At 69.4% G+C, this 16,219-nt stretch carries 15 protein-coding genes; 7 read left to right on the top strand and 8 right to left on the bottom strand.

The annotated features are described in order from the left end of the window. Nucleotides 1-10: 10 nt before the first annotated feature. Nucleotides 11-580 (bottom strand): SIS domain-containing protein, encoded by a 570-nt coding sequence (locus AC1VNM_RS26455; protein ID WP_483108891.1) that lies wholly within the window; start codon nucleotides 578-580, stop codon nucleotides 11-13. Between the two features lie 56 nt (nucleotides 581-636). Next, on the bottom strand, nucleotides 637-1,080 hold the full coding sequence (locus tag AC1VNM_RS26450; protein WP_483108890.1) for a YraN family protein: 444 nt from the start codon (nucleotides 1,078-1,080) through the stop codon (nucleotides 637-639). Here AC1VNM_RS26450 and rsmI point away from each other — a divergent pair. After that, complete coding sequence (rsmI, locus tag AC1VNM_RS26445; protein ID WP_483108889.1) at nucleotides 1,079-2,038, top strand: 16S rRNA (cytidine(1402)-2'-O)-methyltransferase; 960 nt, start codon at nucleotides 1,079-1,081, stop codon at nucleotides 2,036-2,038. The genes AC1VNM_RS26450 and rsmI overlap by 2 nt on opposite strands. A gap of 155 nt (nucleotides 2,039-2,193) precedes the next feature. On the opposite strand, the gene AC1VNM_RS26440 is transcribed toward rsmI, so the two are convergent. Continuing rightward, nucleotides 2,194-2,535 carry a hypothetical protein gene (locus AC1VNM_RS26440; RefSeq protein WP_431101721.1) on the bottom strand — a complete coding sequence of 114 codons (342 nt, stop codon included), beginning with the start codon at nucleotides 2,533-2,535 and terminating at the stop codon, nucleotides 2,194-2,196. Between the two features lie 192 nt (nucleotides 2,536-2,727). Here AC1VNM_RS26440 and tldD point away from each other — a divergent pair, with 192 nt between their 5' ends. Together tldD and AC1VNM_RS26430 are read left to right on the top strand one after the other, a co-directional pair. Then, nucleotides 2,728-4,191, top strand: a complete 1,464-nt coding sequence (gene tldD / locus AC1VNM_RS26435; protein ID WP_431101720.1) for a metalloprotease TldD — start codon at nucleotides 2,728-2,730, stop codon at nucleotides 4,189-4,191. Between the two features lie 320 nt (nucleotides 4,192-4,511). Next, nucleotides 4,512-5,663 (top strand): 3-deoxy-7-phosphoheptulonate synthase, encoded by a 1,152-nt coding sequence (locus AC1VNM_RS26430; RefSeq protein ID WP_483108888.1) that lies wholly within the window; start codon nucleotides 4,512-4,514, stop codon nucleotides 5,661-5,663. Here AC1VNM_RS26430 and AC1VNM_RS26425 read toward each other — a convergent pair whose 3' ends face one another. Continuing rightward, nucleotides 5,664-6,497, bottom strand: coding sequence for a lectin (locus AC1VNM_RS26425; protein ID WP_483108887.1), 834 nt, complete (start codon nucleotides 6,495-6,497; stop codon nucleotides 5,664-5,666). Nucleotides 6,498-6,565: 68 nt separating this feature from the next. Then, the gene (locus AC1VNM_RS26420) at nucleotides 6,566-6,952 is read right to left on the bottom strand and encodes a hypothetical protein (RefSeq protein ID WP_483108886.1); all 387 of its coding nucleotides are present in this window, start codon (nucleotides 6,950-6,952) and stop codon (nucleotides 6,566-6,568) included. Between the two features lie 348 nt (nucleotides 6,953-7,300). Here AC1VNM_RS26420 and AC1VNM_RS26415 point away from each other — a divergent pair, with 348 nt between their 5' ends. Then, nucleotides 7,301-8,119, top strand: a complete 819-nt coding sequence (locus tag AC1VNM_RS26415; RefSeq protein ID WP_483108885.1) for a M90 family metallopeptidase — start codon at nucleotides 7,301-7,303, stop codon at nucleotides 8,117-8,119. Nucleotides 8,120-8,168: 49 nt separating this feature from the next. Here the strand turns inward: AC1VNM_RS26415 and AC1VNM_RS26410 are convergent, their stop codons facing one another. Further along, on the bottom strand, nucleotides 8,169-8,720 hold the full coding sequence (locus AC1VNM_RS26410; RefSeq protein WP_377157611.1) for a protein phosphatase CheZ: 552 nt from the start codon (nucleotides 8,718-8,720) through the stop codon (nucleotides 8,169-8,171). 289 nt (nucleotides 8,721-9,009) lie between these two features. Between AC1VNM_RS26410 and AC1VNM_RS26405 the strand changes: the two genes are divergently transcribed. After that, a complete protein-coding gene (locus AC1VNM_RS26405; RefSeq protein WP_377157612.1) occupies nucleotides 9,010-9,462 on the top strand; it encodes a hypothetical protein in 453 nt (150 codons plus the stop codon). Between the two features lie 19 nt (nucleotides 9,463-9,481). Here AC1VNM_RS26405 and AC1VNM_RS26400 read toward each other — a convergent pair whose 3' ends face one another. Both AC1VNM_RS26400 and AC1VNM_RS26395 read right to left on the bottom strand, forming a co-directional pair. Next, nucleotides 9,482-10,177 carry a CBS domain-containing protein gene (locus AC1VNM_RS26400; protein WP_377157613.1) on the bottom strand — a complete coding sequence of 232 codons (696 nt, stop codon included), beginning with the start codon at nucleotides 10,175-10,177 and terminating at the stop codon, nucleotides 9,482-9,484. A gap of 197 nt (nucleotides 10,178-10,374) precedes the next feature. Next, on the bottom strand, nucleotides 10,375-10,845 hold the full coding sequence (locus tag AC1VNM_RS26395) for an Lrp/AsnC family transcriptional regulator (protein ID WP_377157615.1): 471 nt from the start codon (nucleotides 10,843-10,845) through the stop codon (nucleotides 10,375-10,377). 164 nt (nucleotides 10,846-11,009) lie between these two features. Between AC1VNM_RS26395 and AC1VNM_RS26390 the strand changes: the two genes are divergently transcribed. Both AC1VNM_RS26390 and AC1VNM_RS26385 read left to right on the top strand, forming a co-directional pair. Next, nucleotides 11,010-14,597, top strand: coding sequence for an indolepyruvate ferredoxin oxidoreductase family protein (locus tag AC1VNM_RS26390; RefSeq protein WP_483108884.1), 3,588 nt, complete (start codon nucleotides 11,010-11,012; stop codon nucleotides 14,595-14,597). A gap of 76 nt (nucleotides 14,598-14,673) precedes the next feature. Then, nucleotides 14,674-16,218, top strand: coding sequence for a DUF1800 domain-containing protein (locus AC1VNM_RS26385; protein WP_483108883.1), 1,545 nt, complete (start codon nucleotides 14,674-14,676; stop codon nucleotides 16,216-16,218). Nucleotide 16,219: the final 1 nt, after the last annotated feature.

Genomic DNA, 16,219 nt, shown 5'->3' with positions numbered 1-16,219 from the left:
GACGTCCGCATCATTCGCCCGCGCCGAGGAGTTGCAGGTCGATCGCGTCGCTGAGGCAGTGGGAGAGCAGACGGTGCGCCTCCGCCACCCGCGCGAAGCGGCTGTGCGGCACGCGCAGCTGCACGTCGGTGTCGAGCAGCGTGCCGCGCCACTCGTCGTCCTGCGTGCCGCTGAGCACGATCACGCTCATCTCCTGGTTGTGCGCCACCTGCAGCAGCGCGGCGGCGGCGCCGCTGGCCTGCGCCTCGAACAGCAGCAGCAGATCGCCCGGATGGCCGAAGGTCTGGATCTGACGCATCAACGCCGACGCCGGATCGGCATACCCCTGCGCCTGCGCGTCCAGCGCCATCGCGGCCAGGCCGGGCCGTTCCTGCTCGAAGCGGCCGGACAGCAGCGAGGCCATGTAGGTCGCGTCCGCGGCCGAGATGCCCAGGCCCGCGCTCAGCACGCGGCCGCCACCCGTCAGCGCGTCCACCATCATCTGCGCCGCGACCGCCAGCGGGCGCGACAGGCCCTCGGCGATCTGGTACAGCAGGTCCGCGCTTTCGAAGAATTGTTGTTGTATGCGTTGTTCCAACATAGGTGCGGGGATGATAAAGGCGGACGGCGGTGCCACCGGCGCCAGCGCGACCGTCATCAATCGGGCGCCCAGCCGTCCCGCGACCACGGCGATGCCGCGTCGAACGCGCCGCGCAGCCACTCGATGCGGTCGCCATCGATCGCGACGACATCGAACCGGCACGGCGGCACGACGCGCTGCGTGCGAAGGAAACATTCCGCCGCGAAGATCACACGCCGTTGCTTGACCCGGGTCACGCTGGCCGCCGCGCCGCCGTGCGCATCGCTCTCGCGGGCGCGGACCTCGACGAACACCAGCGTGCCGTCGCGGTCGCGCAGGATCAGGTCGACCTCGCCGCCGCGCGCGGACGGTCCGCGCGCCACCCGATAATTGCGCGCCACCAGCCGCAGACCCTGCCGCCGCAGATGGTCGAGGGCGCGCTGCTCGGCCTCGGCACCGCGCGCCTGCTTGTCCACGGCGTCCGTGGCGCCCGTGCTTCCCCTGGAGAATTTCTTGAACATGTCGACGTCCCCGTCCGCTTCGCTGATCGCCGCCGCTTCCGCCGCGGCCGGTCATCAGCAACACCCGGGCGGCACGCTCTACGTCGTCGCGACCCCGATCGGCAACCTCGCCGACCTGAGCCTGCGCGCGATCCACGTGCTGGGCCTGGTCGACGCGGTCGCCTGCGAGGACACGCGCGTCAGCGCTCAGTTGCTGCGCTGGCTCGGTTTGCACAAGCCGCTGGTGGCCCTGCACCAGCACAACGAGCAGCAGGCGGCCGAAGGCCTCGTCGCGCGGCTGCTGGCCGGCGAGCGCATCGCCTACGTCAGCGACGCGGGCACGCCGGCGATCTCGGACCCGGGCGCGGTGCTGGTCGCCGCGGCGGCGAAGGCCGGCGTGCGCGTCATGCCGCTGCCCGGCGCCAGCAGCGCCGCGGCGGCGCTCAGCGTCGCCGGGGACGCGCGGGCGCAAGGCTTCCGCTTTGTGGGTTTCCTGCCGACCAAGGCCGCCGAGCGCCGCACCGCGCTGCAGGCGTTGACCGGCGCGCCGCACAGCCAGGTGCTGTTCGAGGCGCCGCATCGCATCCAGGAGCTGATCGCGCTGCTGGCCGAGCTCGCGCCCGAGCAGACGCTGACGGTGTGCCGCGAGGTCACCAAGCAGTTCGAAACCATCCATACCGCGCCGTGCGCGACGCTGCCCGCGTGGCTGGCCGAGGACAAGCAGCGCGAGCGCGGCGAGTTCGTGCTGGTGCTGCATGCGGCGCCGGCGGCGTCCGCCACCGAGGGTCTGCCCGACGAGGCGCTGCGCACGCTGCGCGTGCTCGTGCGCGACCTGCCGCTGAAGCAGGCCGCGGCGCTGGCCGCCGAGCTGACGGGAGAATCGCGCAAGGCGCTTTACCAGCAGGCGCTCGAATGGAAGCAGGACGCCGAAGGCGACGAGGATCAGGACGTCGAGACTGACCACGACGCGGACCGCTGATCGCTTCAGCGCCGGCATCGCGCCGGCATGGCACGCCGGCATCGCGTCAGCACCGCAAGACAGACCCGACGCCCACAAGCACCGAACGCCCCGAGGGGCGTTCTTGCTTTCCGGCGCCCAGTCGGGGGTGGCGCGCTCGGACACTCAGCCGGCGATCACTTCCCGGCAGTCCGGTTGTTGTGCTTCGCGCGGCGGATGTCGGCACTGGCGACGTCCTGCTTGCGCTGCAGCTGGCGGCGTTCCTTGGCGGTGACCACGCCGTCGGACTTGGCCTTCGCCTCGGCGTTGTTCACGCGGGCCTGTTCCTTCTCCAGATGCTGGGTTTCCTTGGCGGTCAGCTGACCGGAAGCGGCGCCGTTGGCGATGCGCTGCTGCTGGTTCGCTTCGCGCTGGTCGACGCGCGGCGTCGCGGTCGCGGCGGGGGCGGCGGTCTGGGCGAACGCCGAAGCGGCGATCAGGCTGGAGACGAGGGCGATCGACAGGGACATGCGCTTCATCGAGGTTCTCCTTGGGAGGTTGGCTGCGGTTTTCGTTGCCGCTGCGGAGACAACGAGGGTCCTGTCGGAAACGGTGACCGGGTCACCGTAAAGATCGGTGAAGCGATTGCTACCGGCGGTCACCATCCCTCCGGGAGGGTCGGCTGCGCCCGCCCCCGGGCGGGCGTCACGGGCGATGCCTACAATCAGCCGATGATTTCGCGCGAACCCACCCTCGCCCGCCTGGTCACCGCCCGTGCCCAGCTGCTCGAACCCTTCGGCCTGACCGATGCGTCGCTCTCGCAGGCCCTGCGCCTGATCACGGAGCACCGCGTCGACGACGCCGACCTCTACTTCCAGACCACCCGCGCGGAGGGCTGGAGCCTGGAGGAAGGCATCGTCAAGAGCGGCAGCTTCTCGATCGACCAGGGCGTGGGCGTGCGCGCCGTCGCCGGCGAGAAGACGGCGTTCGCGTACTCCGACGACATCTCCGAGGCCGCGCTGCTCGACGCCGCGCGCACCGTGCGCGCGATCGCCTCGGCCGGCCAGAGCCGCCGCGTCAAGGTGCCGAGCGAGCCGATCGTCTCCGGCAGCCGCGCGCTCTATGGCGACGCCGACCCGATCGCCAGCCTGGACAGCGCGCAGAAGGTCGCCCTGCTGGAGCGCACCGAGCGCCTGGCCCGCGCCAAGGACCCGCGCATCGCGCAGGTGATGGCCGGCCTCGCCGCCGAACACGAGGTCGTCCTGATCGCCCGCGCCGACGGCACGCTGGCCGCCGACGTGCGGCCGCTTGTGCGCCTGTCCGTCACCGTCATCGCCGAGAGCAATGGCCGCCGCGAGGTGGGTTCCGGCGGCGGCGGCGGGCGTTTCGGCCTGGCCTACTTCACCGACGAGATGATCGCGTCCTACGTCGAGCAGGCGGTGAGCGCGGCGCTGACCAACCTCGAATCGCGTCCGGCCCCGGCCGGCGAGATGACCGTCGTCCTCGGCCCGGGCTGGCCCGGCGTGCTGCTGCACGAGGCCGTCGGCCACGGCCTGGAAGGCGACTTCAACCGCAAGGGCTCGTCCACCTTCTCCGGCCGCATCGGCGAACGCGTCGCCGCCAAGGGCGTGACGGTGCTGGACGACGGCACCATCCCCGACCGCCGCGGCTCGCTCAACGTCGACGACGAGGGCTGCGCCTCGCAGCGCAACGTGCTGATCGAGGACGGCATCCTCAAGGGCTACATCCAGGACGCGATGAACGCCCGCCTGATGAAGGTCGCCCCGACCGGCAACGGCCGCCGCGAGAGCTACGCCCACATGCCGATGCCGCGCATGACCAACACCTACATGCTGGGTGGCGACAAGGATCCGAAGGAGATCATCGCCAGCATCGACAAGGGCCTGTACGCGACCAACTTCGGCGGCGGCCAGGTGGACATCACCTCGGGCAAGTTCGTGTTCTCCGCCAGCGAGGCCTTCTGGGTCGAGAACGGCAAGATCCAGTACCCGGTCAAGGGCGCGACCATCATCGGCAACGGCCCGGACGCGCTGACGCGCGTGAGCATGATCGGCAACGACATGCAGCTGGACACCGGCGTCGGCGTCTGCGGCAAGGAAGGCCAGAGCGTGCCGGTGGGCGTCGGCCAGCCGACGCTGCGCATCGACGGCCTGACCGTCGGCGGCACGGCCTGACCCCGCTGACCCCGTTGACCCAGGAATTCACGAAGGGTGGCTTGCCCGATGTCGTCGTGCGACACGGGCGGCTGTCACCCCGCGGCGCTTGACGCGCCGCATTGAGCACAGGCACTATTGGCCCCATGCGTTCCGCACCCAAGTTTTACTTTGCTTATTTTTGGTTCTCGCACCGCCCCGGCGGAGGAGAGGCGAACGCATAAGCAGAGCGCCAAAGAATCCTCAAGAAACCGCCGGGCCCACAGCCCGGCGGTTTTTTTTCGGCCGGGCGAAGTGACTACCCAGCAGCAGCCCGTCCACCACGAGAAAGCGTGATTCCCATGAATGCCAAGTCGACCAGTCCTTATCCCAGCGCCACCCAGGCGGAGCGCTGGTATTCGCCGCAGGACAAGACCTCCCAGACCGACGACGAACGCATCCTGGACATCACGCCCTTGCCGCCTCCTGAACACCTCATCCGCTTCTTCCCGATCCGTGGCACGGCCATGGAGCAGCTCGTCGTCGGCACGCGCCAGCGCATCCGCGACATCATGCAGCGCCGGGACGACCGCCTGCTCGTGATCATCGGACCGTGCTCGATCCACGACCCGGCCGCGGCGCTCGACTACGCCAAGCGCCTGGTGACGCTGCGCGAGCAGCACGCCGACACGCTGGAAATCGTGATGCGCGTCTACTTCGAGAAGCCGCGCACGACGGTGGGCTGGAAGGGCCTGATCAACGATCCCTACCTCGACGAGAGCTACCGCATCGACGAGGGCCTGCGCATCGCGCGCCAGCTGCTGCTGGAGATCAACCGGCTGGGCATGCCGGCGGGTTCGGAGTTCCTGGACGTGATCTCGCCGCAGTACATCGGCGACCTGATCAGCTGGGGCGCGATCGGCGCGCGCACCACCGAGAGCCAGGTGCACCGCGAGCTGGCTTCGGGACTGTCGGCGCCGATCGGCTTCAAGAACGGCACCGACGGCAACATCAAGATCGCCACCGATGCGATCCAGGCGGCGGCGCGGCCGCACCACTTCCTGTCGGTCCACAAGAACGGCCAGGTCGCGATCGTCGAGACCAAGGGCAATCGCGATTGCCACGTGATCCTGCGCGGCGGCAAGGCGCCGAACTACGACGCCCAGAGCGTCGCGGCGGCCTGCGCGGACCTGGCGACCTCGAAGCTCGACACGCGGCTGATGGTCGACTGCTCGCATGCCAACAGCAGCAAGAACCATGAGCGGCAGCTGGACGTCGCGCGCGACATCGCCGCGCAGATCCGCGCCGGCGGCACCAGCATCTTCGGCGTGATGGTCGAGAGCCACCTGAAAGGCGGCGCGCAGAAGTTCAGCCCCGGCAAGGACGATCCGTCCAAGCTGGAGTACGGCAAGAGCATCACCGACGCCTGCCTGGCGTGGGACGACTCGACCGAAGTGCTGGACGTGCTCAGCGCGGCGGTCCGTGCCGCGCGCACGGAGACCGTCGCACGCTGATCACCACGACCAGCGCTGGTTCTCGCCGCCGTTGCAGCGGTACATGATGACGGCCGTGCCCGGGCGGGCGCGGCCGTTCTCGATGTCGAGGCACTTGCCGGAGTCCGCGCTGCGGATCTCGCTGCCGCGCGTGCGCCAGCGCTGGTTGGCGCCGCCGTTGCACTCGTAGGCCATGACCCGGGCGCCGTCCGAGGTGTTGCCGTTGGCGACGTCCAGGCACAGGCCCGACACGCGCAGTTCGCCGTTGCGGTTCCACTCGAAGCGCTGGTTCCCGCCGCCGTTGCAGTCGTAGACGATGAGGTTGTGGCCGGGACGCGCGCCGCCCTCGATGTCGAGACAGAGCCCGCCCTTGCCGCGGATCTGGCGGCTGTTCCATCCGGAATCGCCGTGCCAGTCGTCGTCGCGGTCCTTGTCCTTGTCCTTGCTGGCCAGCAGCGCGATGCCGGCGATCACCGCCGCGGCGGCCACGGCCGCGCCGACATTGCTCGAATTGTCCGAGCTGCCCGTGCTGCCGCTGTCGCCCGTGCCGCCCGCCGCCACCGTGACCTTGAACCGGCCACCGCAGCCGCCGTCGACCCACATTTCCTTGCTGGTCAGGTCGAAGCCCCAGGTCCGGCCGAACCGGCAACCACCGGCGGTCTGCTGCAGGAGCTCCACATCGGTCGCGCCGTCCGGCAGCCGGTGGCTTTGATAGCCGCCCCGCGAGTTCAGCTCGATCGTCTGTTCAGCGGCACGTGCCGGCGCACCGCCCAGCACCAGTCCCGCCGCGACCGGCGCCGCGATGACTCGTCGCATCCAGCGCACGCGCTGATCCTGCCGACCTGGTTGACCCATCTTGTCCTCCCCCACGTTGCTCGATCCGCGCGCCAATCGCACACGGCTTCAGGCGATGCTAAAGCGGGTCAGGCGGTGACGTCCAGCACGCGCGGCGTTCCGCCGGCGCGGTCGACGTGGCTGACGAGCATCGGTCCGAGCTCGACCTGCACCCGCAAGTCGGGGAAGTTGGCGGCCGTGTAGGTGCCGTGGGAGTACGGCGGCGTCTCGACACGGCTGACCGGCGGCGCCTCCTGGCCGAGCGGATGCCGACCGTAGGTGACGTCGGCGCTGTTCTGCGCGTACATCTCCTTGAGCGGCCCTTCCGTCCCGATGAACGGGGACAGGCGCAGCACCACGGACGGCGGCGGGCCGTCCAGCATCTCCTGCTGGACTTTCGCGCGGTACTGCTGCAGCGGACTGACGTCGAACGGCGACGTCCTGAGCGACATCGCCTGCACTTCCGAAAACTTCAAATCACCTCGACGGCCACCGCGCCTTCCAGCCGGTTGCCGCCCTCCCTCATGCTCATCGGTTCGTATCAAGGCGACCGTCCGGGGGTGGCGCTTCAATCAGCGCTCAAGTCCGCGGTCGTCCAGGCCGAAATTGTCCGGGCCGCGCGTGACCGGAACGGGCCTCTCCGCCCTCGTGCCGACCGTCAATCGCCCGGGGCGCCGGACTTCGTCGCGCCGATGCCGCAGTCCTGTTCGGTCAGCGGTTTCCGACACGATCACCTGGCCGCAAGACCTGACCCGCACTTGAAAAGCGTTCGATGCGCGCGCATCTTGGAAGTCTTGCAGCGAAGCGCCGATGCGCTCACCGCCATGACCCTGCTGTTGCTCGCGCTGATCGCGGCGCTGATCTGCTTCTGGCTGATGAGCCATTCCTGGCGGCAGGCGCGCCGCCGCGCCGCGCTGCGCGCGAAGGCCTTCCCCGCCGTGTGGCGCGCCATCCTGCGCCGCAACGTGCCGCAGGTCGCGCGGCTGCCGGCCGACCTGCAACTGAAGCTCAAGCGCCAGATGCAGGTCTTCCTCGCGGAGAAGTCCTTCATCGGCTGCGCCGGCCAGGTCATCACCGACGAGGTCCGCGTGACCATCGCCGCGCTGGCCACGCTGCCGCTGCTCGGCCGCAGCCGCGGCTACTACCCGAAGCTGCATACGGTGCTGGTCTATCCCGGCGCATTCATCGTCGACCGGGTGCGGCATCAAGGCCCGCTGCAGATGCAGGACCGCCAGGTGCTGAGCGGCGAATCCTGGGGCGAGGGTCAGGTCGTGCTGTCCTGGGACGACGTGCTGCGGGACGCCGCGCAACCGGAGCGCGGCCACAACGTCGCGGTGCACGAATTCGCGCACCAGCTCGATCAGGTCAAGGGCCTGGCCAACGGCGCGCCGTGGCTGGGGAACCGGGCGCGGCAGGCGCGCTGGGCAGTGGTCATGCAGCAGAGCTTCGACCTGCTGCGGGCGCGGCTCGCCGCGGGCGAGCCCGATCCGCTGGGCGACTACGCGGCCACCGAACCGGCGGAGTTCTTCGCCGTCGCGAGCGAGCGCTTCTTCGGGCAGCCGTGGGCGCTGGCCCAGGCGCATCCGGCGCTGTATGCGGAGCTGCGCCGGTATTACGAGGTGGATCCTATGCTCTGGTCCTGAGCGAGGATCGCGGAGATCGTCGAAGGGCCGGGGACGGCTTCAGAAGCCCTCAGAAGCCCATCTCCGCCAGCAGCGCGTCGACGTCGTCCTGCTGCAGCGCCTTGTCGGGCGTCTGCACGCCGGCGAGCTGCTCTTCCACGGCCGCCTGCGGGGCCGCCTGTTCCTGCGCGGCAAGCAGCTGTTGCAGCGGCTCCTCGGCGGGGCGCAGCATGTTCAGCACCTTGTTGATCACTTGGCCGGACAGATCCTGGAAGTCCTGGGCCATCATGATCTCGGTCTGCAGGCCCTTCACGCGGTCCGCGAACCCGGCGGCGCCGGCCGCATAGGCCGCGCACAGCCGCATCATCGCGCGGGCACGTTCGACGCTCAGGTCCGGCGCGGCGGCCAAACGCTGCAGCGACTCCGACAACTCGTGACCCTGTCGCGCCACCGCCTGCGCGTCCTCCTGCGCCGACTCGACGATCCCCAGCACCTTGTTGGCCGCCTGGTCGGTCATGCGCTTGACGTAGTCCAGGCGCTCGCAGGCATCCGGCAACTCGTGCGACAACTTCTGCAGCGCCTGGTGCGCGGCGGCCGTGAGAGGGGTAGCGGATTGGGACATGGTGATCGAGCTCGCGAAGGTGGTCGCAGGGTCGGCGGGTGGGTTTGCGCGATGTGCGCACAGCGCTGTTTGCGGCGCTTCAGAAGCGCTCGGACGGCGCTCTTTTCAAGTGCGGAAATCTTAGTTCTGCAACTGCTGTAACCAACGGAAAGGGTCGCGGGCGCCCGTGCATTTTTGGTGGGGAGCCCCGCATTTAAGCGGTTGACCCACGCCGTCGCCTGTAGCCTTCATCCCGTCCGTCTTCGGTCCGCCCTTGCTGGTGTCTGTCTTTGGCAAAGCGATCCGTTTCATGAACATGGCCACCACCCGTCCTTCGCCCGGCTTGAATCGCACCAACGCGCGGTCTGGTTCGACGTCCACGTCGCGTTCGCCCTCGAGCGCCTCGCGCGACGACGGACGCAGCTTCGCTGCGGCGCCTCGTGCGCAGGCCGCGCAGCCGGCGCCGCCGTCCGCCTTGCGCGACGTCAGCGACATCGTCGTCGGCGTGGCGCTGATGCTGGGCGTGCTGTTCGCGTTGCTGATGCTGACGCTGTACACCCGGGATTCGATGGTCGTCGGCAAGGCGCTGCAGGAGCAGGGTCAGGCGCGCGGCACCATGATCTGCAAGGACGGGAAGGTCGCCCGCGGCGACGGCTCGCTGCCGGACCGCATCGTCGAGGACGGCGTCTTCGTCTGCACCGACTGGCGCACGCTGCAGGCGATCGAGCAGGAAGAGGCCGAGCGCGGGATGCGCAAGTACTGACCCCCAGGGGGCACAGTCGTCAGGACCAGAGGTCCAGCGGCGGCTCGTGCGTCATGCCGCGCAGCAGGTCGCTGCGCGAGAGGAAGCCGATCAGGTGGCCGTTGTCGTCGCCCACCGGCAGGCCGGGCAGGCCCAGGTCGAGCATCAATTGCGCCGCCTCGCGCAAGGGCGTGTCGGATTGGGCGACCGGCACCGGCGTCCACATCACGTCGTCCACCGGCGCGGCCAACCGCCGCGCGATGACCATGATCTCGGCCATCTCCTCGAGATCCTCCGCCAGACCGCGCGTCAGATCGCCGCGCGACACCAGGCCGCGCACCTCCCCCTGGTCCCCGAGCACCGGCGCCTGCGCGACGCCAGCGCGCGACATCGCCCGCATCGCCTGACGCAGCGACGAGCCCGACATCACGCTGATCAACTTGCGGCTCATCAGCTGATGCACCTGCGTCAACGGCACCCGCGTGGTGTCGCCGGCGTAGGCGGCCAACGCCTCGTGCGCCATGTAGGCCGAGGGGCCGAAGCCCGGCGTACCGCCGACACCGCCGCCGCCCTGCCCGACGCCGGCCAGCACCACCGTCGACGGCGTCAGGTCGCCCTGGCGAGCAATCGGCGCCACCGCGCGCGTGCGCGCCACCGCCTGCACCGGAGCCAGGTCGCGAACCTGCTCCAGGCCGCCGGTGAGGATCTTTCCGGAGGTGCCGTAGACGGAGAACATGGCGTCAGGATCTCACGTCGAAAACGCGATGCCCATTGAGGAGAACGCGCACTGCGGTGGTCGCCCTCCTGCGAGACGCCAGGCGCGGGCACTCCACGACGCAGGGGGCATCCCTCCGGGAACCCCCAGCGTCATTCCGGCCCCACTGCCAGTCTTTGACTGCACGTTGAACGGTCGATGGTGATCGGCGGCGACGCTCACGGGACCGGGTAGGCGGTCTCGTACTTCACCTCGCGCAGCACCACGTTGCTGCGCACGCTCGCGACGCCCGGAACGCGGAAGACCTTGCTCTGCAGGAACTGGTCGTAGGCCTTCATGTCCGGCGCGACGATCTTGATCACGTAGTCCGCCTCGCCGGTGATCGCCTGGCATTCGACGATCTCCGGGCTGCCCGCCACCATCGCCTCGAACGCATCCACCGCGCCTTCCGTGTGCCGCACCAGGCTGACATTCGCCAGGACGCAGATCGACAGGCCCAGTTGCTCCCGGTCCACGAGCGCCACGTGGCGCCGGATCACGCCCCGCTCCTCGAGCTCCTTGACGCGGCGCCACACCGGCGTCGCCGAGAGGCCGACCTTCTCCGCCAGCTGCTGTGTGCTCTGGCGCGCGTCGGCCTGCAGCGCCTCGAGGATCAAGCGCGTCGCTCGATCGAAACGTTCGTTCTCCATATCGGCACTTTCTGAGAATGATCTGGTCGATCCGTGCCACCGCTCTAGTAAACGGAGCAAGAAAGTGCGCATTGTCTGGGAAAGAATCCCTCCATTCATTCTTCTGACCATCCGAGCCGACCGGCGCCCCGCCCGGCCGGCTCGCCCCATTGGGGAGACAAGCCATGACCGAAGCCAGTCTTGCCGCCGCGCCGGCCCTGCGCCCCTACCAGCTGTCCGACAACCTGGCCGCCAGCGCCGGGCCGGTGTTCCTGACCGGCACGCAGGCGCTCGTGCGCCTGCTGCTGATGCAGAAGGCCCAGGACGAACGCCAGGGCCTGAAGACCGCCGGCTTTGTCAGCGGCTACCGCGGCAGCCCGCTGGGCATGGTCGACCAGCAGCTGTGGAAGGCGAAGAAGTTCCTCGACAAGGCCGCCGTCAACTTCCTGCCCGCGATCAACGAGGACCTCGCCGCCACCGCCTGCCTGGGCGTGCAGCGCGTGGCGCTCGATCCGAAGCGCACCGTCGATGGCGTCTTCGCGATGTGGTACGGGAAGGGGCCCGGCGTGGACCGCTCCGGCGACGCGCTCAAGCACGGCAACGTCTACGGCACCGCGCAGCAGGGCGGCGTGCTCGTCGTCTGCGGCGACGACCACGGCTGCGTGTCCTCGTCGACGCCGCATCAGAGCGACCTCGCGCTGCAGGCCTGGTCGATGCCGCTGGTGCATCCGGGCAACGTCGCCGAGTACCTCGAGTTCGGCCTCTACGGCTGGGCGCTGTCGCGCTTCTCCGGCGCCTGGGTCGGCTTCAAGGCGATCTCGGAAGTCGTCGAGTCGGGGATGACGGTCGACCTCGACGCGGTGCCGATGGACTTCGAGCTGCCCGTCGACCACACGCCGCCGACGAACCTGCACATCCGTTCCGTCGACCTGCCGTCACTGGAGCTGGAATCGCGCCTCGCGCACAAGATCGATGCGGTGCTGGCCTTCGCCAAGGTCAACTCGATCGACAAGCACATCGTCGTCAGCCCACGCGCCTCGCTGGGCATCGTCACCGTCGGCAAGGCGCATTACGACTTCATGGAAGTGCTGCGCCGCCTGGACCTCGACCCCAACGCGCTGGCCGCCGCCGGTGTGCGGGTCTACAAGATCGGCCTCGTGTACCCGCTGGAGCCGACGCGCATCCGCGAGTTCGCGCAGGGCCTGACCGACATGCTGGTCATCGAGGAGAAGGCGCCCGTCGTCGAGCGCCAGATCAAGGAACTGCTGTACCACCTGCCCGACGCGCAGCGTCCGCGCGTGGTCGGCAAGTCCGATGAACACGGGGCCGCCGTGCTGAGCGCGCTCGGCGAGCTGCGGCCGTCGCGCATCATGCCGACGGTGGCCGACTGGCTCGCGCGACTGAACCCGGCGTTGGACCGGCGCCATCTGGTCGTCGACTTCCTGACGCCCTGCCTGCTGTCCAACAGCGCCGACGCGGTGCGCCGCCAGCCCTACTTCTGCTCGGGCTGCCCGCACAACACGTCGACCAAGCTGCCGGAAGGGTCGCGCGCGCTGGCCGGCATCGGCTGCCACTTCATGGCGAGCTGGATGGAGCGCGGCACCTCGGGCCTGATCCAGATGGGCGCCGAGGGCGTCGACTGGGCCGCGCATTCGCGCTTCACGACCGAGAAGCATGTCTTCCAGAACCTGGGCGACGGCACCTACTACCACTCGGGCTACCTGGCGATCCGGCAGGCCATCGCGGCCAAGGCCAACATCACCTACAAGATCCTCTACAACGACGCGGTCGCGATGACCGGCGGCCAGCCGGTCGACGGCCAGACCTCGGTCCCGCAGATCGCGCGCCAGGTCGAGGCCGAGGGCGTCAAGCGCCTGGTCGTGGTCTCCGACGACATCGACAAGTACGAGGGCCACCACGGCCTCTTCCCCGCGGGCACGACCTTCCATGACCGGTCCGAGCTCGACGCCGTGCAGCGCGAGTTGCGCGAGATCGCCGGCGTCACCGTGCTGATCTACGACCAGACCTGCGCCGCCGAGAAGCGCCGCCGCCGCAAGAAGGGCGAGTTCCCCGACCCGGACAAGCGCATCTTCATCAACGAGTCCGTCTGCGAGGGCTGCGGGGATTGCGGGCAGGCGAGCAACTGCCTGTCGGTCGTGCCGGTCGAGACCGACTTCGGCCGCAAGCGCGTGATCGAACAGAGCAGCTGCAACAAGGACTTCAGCTGCGTGAACGGCTTCTGCCCGAGCTTCGTGTCGGTGCACGGTGCCAAGCTGAAGAAGCGCGCCGGCGCGGCCTTCGGGCCAGCGGACCTGGCACGCGAGATCGCCGCGATCCAGCCGCCCGCGCCCTGGGCGTGGACAGGCCCCTTCGACATGCTGGTCACCGGCGTCGGCGGCACCGGCGTCGTGACGGTGGGCGCGCTGGTCACGATGGCCGCGCACCTGGAAGGCAAGCAGAGCTCGGTGCTGGACTTCATGGGCTTCGCGCAGAAGGGCGGCGCGGTGCTGTCCTTCGTGCGCGTCGCGCCGACGCAGGACCTGCTCAACCAGGTCCGCATCGACACGCAGCAGGCCGACGTGCTGCTGGCCTGCGACATGGTCGTCGGCGCAAGCGCCGACGCGCTGGCCACGATCAAGGCCGGCCGCACGGTGATCCTGGCCAACACGCATGAACTGCCGACCGCCGCCTTCGTCCGCAACCCGGACGCGAGCCTGCAGGCGGACGCGCTGATCGCCAAGATGCGCCACGCCGTCGGCGAGGGCCAGGACCTGCTCGCCAGCATCGACGCGCAGGACATCGCCAAGCGCCTGATGGGCGACACGATGCCCAGCAACATCATCATGCTGGGCGCCTGCTGGCAGCGTGGCCTGGTGCCGGTGTCCTTCGAGGCGCTGATGCGCGCGATCGAGCTCAACGGCGTCGCGGTCGAGAACAACAAGACCGCCTTCGCGCTGGGCCGCCTCGCGATCGCCGCGCCGGAGGCGCTGCGCCGCCTGGCCGGCGAGCAGAGCGGCTCCGCCGTGCAGTGGTTCAACTTCGACCAGCTCGACGACAAGGACGGCCAGCCGGGTCTGGTCTCGCGCCGCAAGGCCTTCCTGACCGACTACCAGGACGCCGCCTACGCGTCGCGCTACGAGGCGCTGGTGCAGCGCGTGCGCGCCGCCGAGTCCGCGCTCGGCGACGCCGGCAAGGGCCTGCGCCTGACCAAGGCCGTCGCGCGCTACTACGCCAAGCTGCTCGCCATCAAGGACGAGTACGAGGTCGCGCGCCTGTACACCGACGGCAAGTTCGAGGCCGCGCTGAAGGCGCAGTTCGAGGACTGGGACCACCTCAGCTTCCACATGGCACCGCCGCTGCTGTCCAAGCCGGGCGCCGACGGCCGCGCGAAGAAGATCGAGCTCGGCTCATGGACCTTCAAGGCGCTGAAGACGCTGGCGAAGTTCAAGGGCCTGCGCGGCGGCATGCTCGATCTCTTCGGCAAGACCGAGGAGCGCCGCATCGAGCGCCAGCTGGTGCGCGACTACGAAGCGCTCGTCGACGACCTGCTCGCGCACCTGACCGCCGCGAAGCTCGACGTCGCCATCAAGCTCGCGCGCCTGCCCGAAGGCATCCGCGGCTACGGCCACGTGAAGCTGGCGAACGTCGTCACCGTGCGCGCGCAATGGAAGGATCTGCTCGACCGCTTCCATGGTCGCGCGGTGGAGGCGCCCATTGCCGTCGTACCGCTGACGAAGACCCCCGAACGTGTGAAGGGCGTGGCCGAACTCTGAGGACGGACAAGCTACAACTGTGAAGTAGCGCAAAGGCCACTGGACACGGCCGACACGGCGGCGGCATGCTTGCCGCATGTCACGCTCGAACTCCGCGCTCCGTCGTCGCTCGCTGCTGCTGGGCGCAACGGCCTCCGCCGCGCTCGCCGCGTGCGGCGGCCTGCCCTCCACGCCCGACATGCCGATGGACGCGTCGCAGCGCCTGCGCGCGGCCAACCGCGTCGGCTGGGGCGCGACGCAATCGCAGCTGGGCGAGATCGAACGTCTCGGCTGGGGTCGTTATGTCGAACGCCAGCTCAAGGCTGATCCGAAGGCGCCGATGCCCGGGGCTGTCCAGGCCCGCATCGACGCGATGGGCATCAGCCAGGGCGATCTGCCGTCGCGCGTGTGGGCGGCCGAATCCTTCCGGCGCAACGGCGACAACAAGGTCGCGACGGAAGAGGAACGCGTCGCCGCGCGCAAGGCCTACCAGGACGCGCAAGGCCTGGCCGCGCGCGAGACCGGCGAACGCCAGCTGCTGCGCGAGCTCTACGCGGAACAGCAACTGCTCGAACAGCTGTCGTGGTTCTGGTTCAACCACTTCAACGTGCACCAGGGCAAGCGCGACATCCGGCTGCTGCTCGCCGATTACCAGGACCGTGCGCTGCGACCGCACGCGCTGGGATCATTCCGGACGATGCTGGGCGCGGTCGCGCGGCATCCGGCAATGCTGCGCTACCTGGACAACGACCAGAACGCCGTGCGCGCGATCAACGAAAACTACGCGCGCGAGCTGCTGGAGCTCCACACCCTGGGCGTCGACGGCGGCTACACGCAGCGCGACGTGCAGGAGCTGGCGCGCGTGCTGACCGGTTTCGGCGTGCGGGTCGATCCCGAGCCGGCCAAGGTCGCTCCACGTTTCGAAGCGCTCTACCAACGCAACGGACTCTTCGAATTCCACCCGGGCCGGCACGACTTCGGCGACAAGCAGCTGCTGGGCCGCACCATCAAGGGCCGCGGCGCCGATGAACTCGACGAAGTCCTCGACCTGCTGGTGGCACAGCCGGCGACGGCGCGTTTCGTCTGCGGCAAGCTGTCGGTGTTCTTCCTCGGCGAGCAGCCGCCGCGCGAGGTGGTCGACGCGATGTCCGCGGCCTTCCTGAGAACGAAGGGCAACCTGCCCGCCACACTGCGCCCGATGCTCTACGCGCCGCAGTTCGCCTCGGCGGACGCACCGCGTTTCAAGGACCCGCACGTGTATTTGCTCTCGAGCCTGCGCGCCGGCTTCGAGCAGCGTGAGCTGCAGAACGCGCAGCCGCTGCAGAACTGGCTGCGGCGATTGGGCCAGGGCCTCTACGACAAGCAGACGCCGGACGGTTATCCGCTGACGGCGGATGCCTGGAACAGCCCGGGGCAGATGACGCTGCGGTTCGAAGTCGCGCGCCAGATCGGCGGCGGTGCGGCCGCGCTGTATCGACCCGAGGGTACGAACACGCCGGTGCCGCTGCCCGACCTGCAGCCGCTGCGCGCGCGCATCGAGCCGACGCTCGCGCCGGCGACGCGCACCGCGCTGGCGCAGACCACCTCCCCGCAGCAATGGCTGACGCTGTTGCTCTCCAGTCCCGACTTCATGTATCGCTGAC

The sequence above is a fragment of the Mitsuaria sp. MSU3D genome (assembly GCF_056867975.1).
This window is presented reverse-complemented; position numbering and strand designations above follow the sequence as displayed.

Excerpts from the sequence above, each read along its gene's own strand:
- AC1VNM_RS26385 (WP_483108883.1), top strand. The coding sequence starts at position 14,674 with ATGTCACGCTCGAACTCCGCGCTCCGTCGTCGCTCGCTGCTGCTGGGC.
- AC1VNM_RS26450 (WP_483108890.1), bottom strand. The coding sequence starts at position 1,080 with ATGTTCAAGAAATTCTCCAGGGGAAGCACGGGCGCCACGGACGCCGTG.
- tldD (WP_431101720.1), top strand. The coding sequence starts at position 2,728 with ATGATTTCGCGCGAACCCACCCTCGCCCGCCTGGTCACCGCCCGTGCC.
- AC1VNM_RS26440 (WP_431101721.1), bottom strand. The coding sequence starts at position 2,535 with ATGAAGCGCATGTCCCTGTCGATCGCCCTCGTCTCCAGCCTGATCGCC.
- AC1VNM_RS26405 (WP_377157612.1), top strand. The coding sequence starts at position 9,010 with ATGAACATGGCCACCACCCGTCCTTCGCCCGGCTTGAATCGCACCAAC.
- AC1VNM_RS26415 (WP_483108885.1), top strand. The coding sequence starts at position 7,301 with ATGACCCTGCTGTTGCTCGCGCTGATCGCGGCGCTGATCTGCTTCTGG.
- AC1VNM_RS26395 (WP_377157615.1), bottom strand. The coding sequence starts at position 10,845 with ATGGAGAACGAACGTTTCGATCGAGCGACGCGCTTGATCCTCGAGGCG.
- AC1VNM_RS26430 (WP_483108888.1), top strand. The coding sequence starts at position 4,512 with ATGAATGCCAAGTCGACCAGTCCTTATCCCAGCGCCACCCAGGCGGAG.
- AC1VNM_RS26390 (WP_483108884.1), top strand. The coding sequence starts at position 11,010 with ATGACCGAAGCCAGTCTTGCCGCCGCGCCGGCCCTGCGCCCCTACCAG.
- rsmI (WP_483108889.1), top strand. The coding sequence starts at position 1,079 with ATGTCGACGTCCCCGTCCGCTTCGCTGATCGCCGCCGCTTCCGCCGCG.
- AC1VNM_RS26410 (WP_377157611.1), bottom strand. The coding sequence starts at position 8,720 with ATGTCCCAATCCGCTACCCCTCTCACGGCCGCCGCGCACCAGGCGCTG.
- AC1VNM_RS26455 (WP_483108891.1), bottom strand. The coding sequence starts at position 580 with ATGTTGGAACAACGCATACAACAACAATTCTTCGAAAGCGCGGACCTG.
- AC1VNM_RS26400 (WP_377157613.1), bottom strand. The coding sequence starts at position 10,177 with ATGTTCTCCGTCTACGGCACCTCCGGAAAGATCCTCACCGGCGGCCTG.
- AC1VNM_RS26425 (WP_483108887.1), bottom strand. The coding sequence starts at position 6,497 with ATGGGTCAACCAGGTCGGCAGGATCAGCGCGTGCGCTGGATGCGACGA.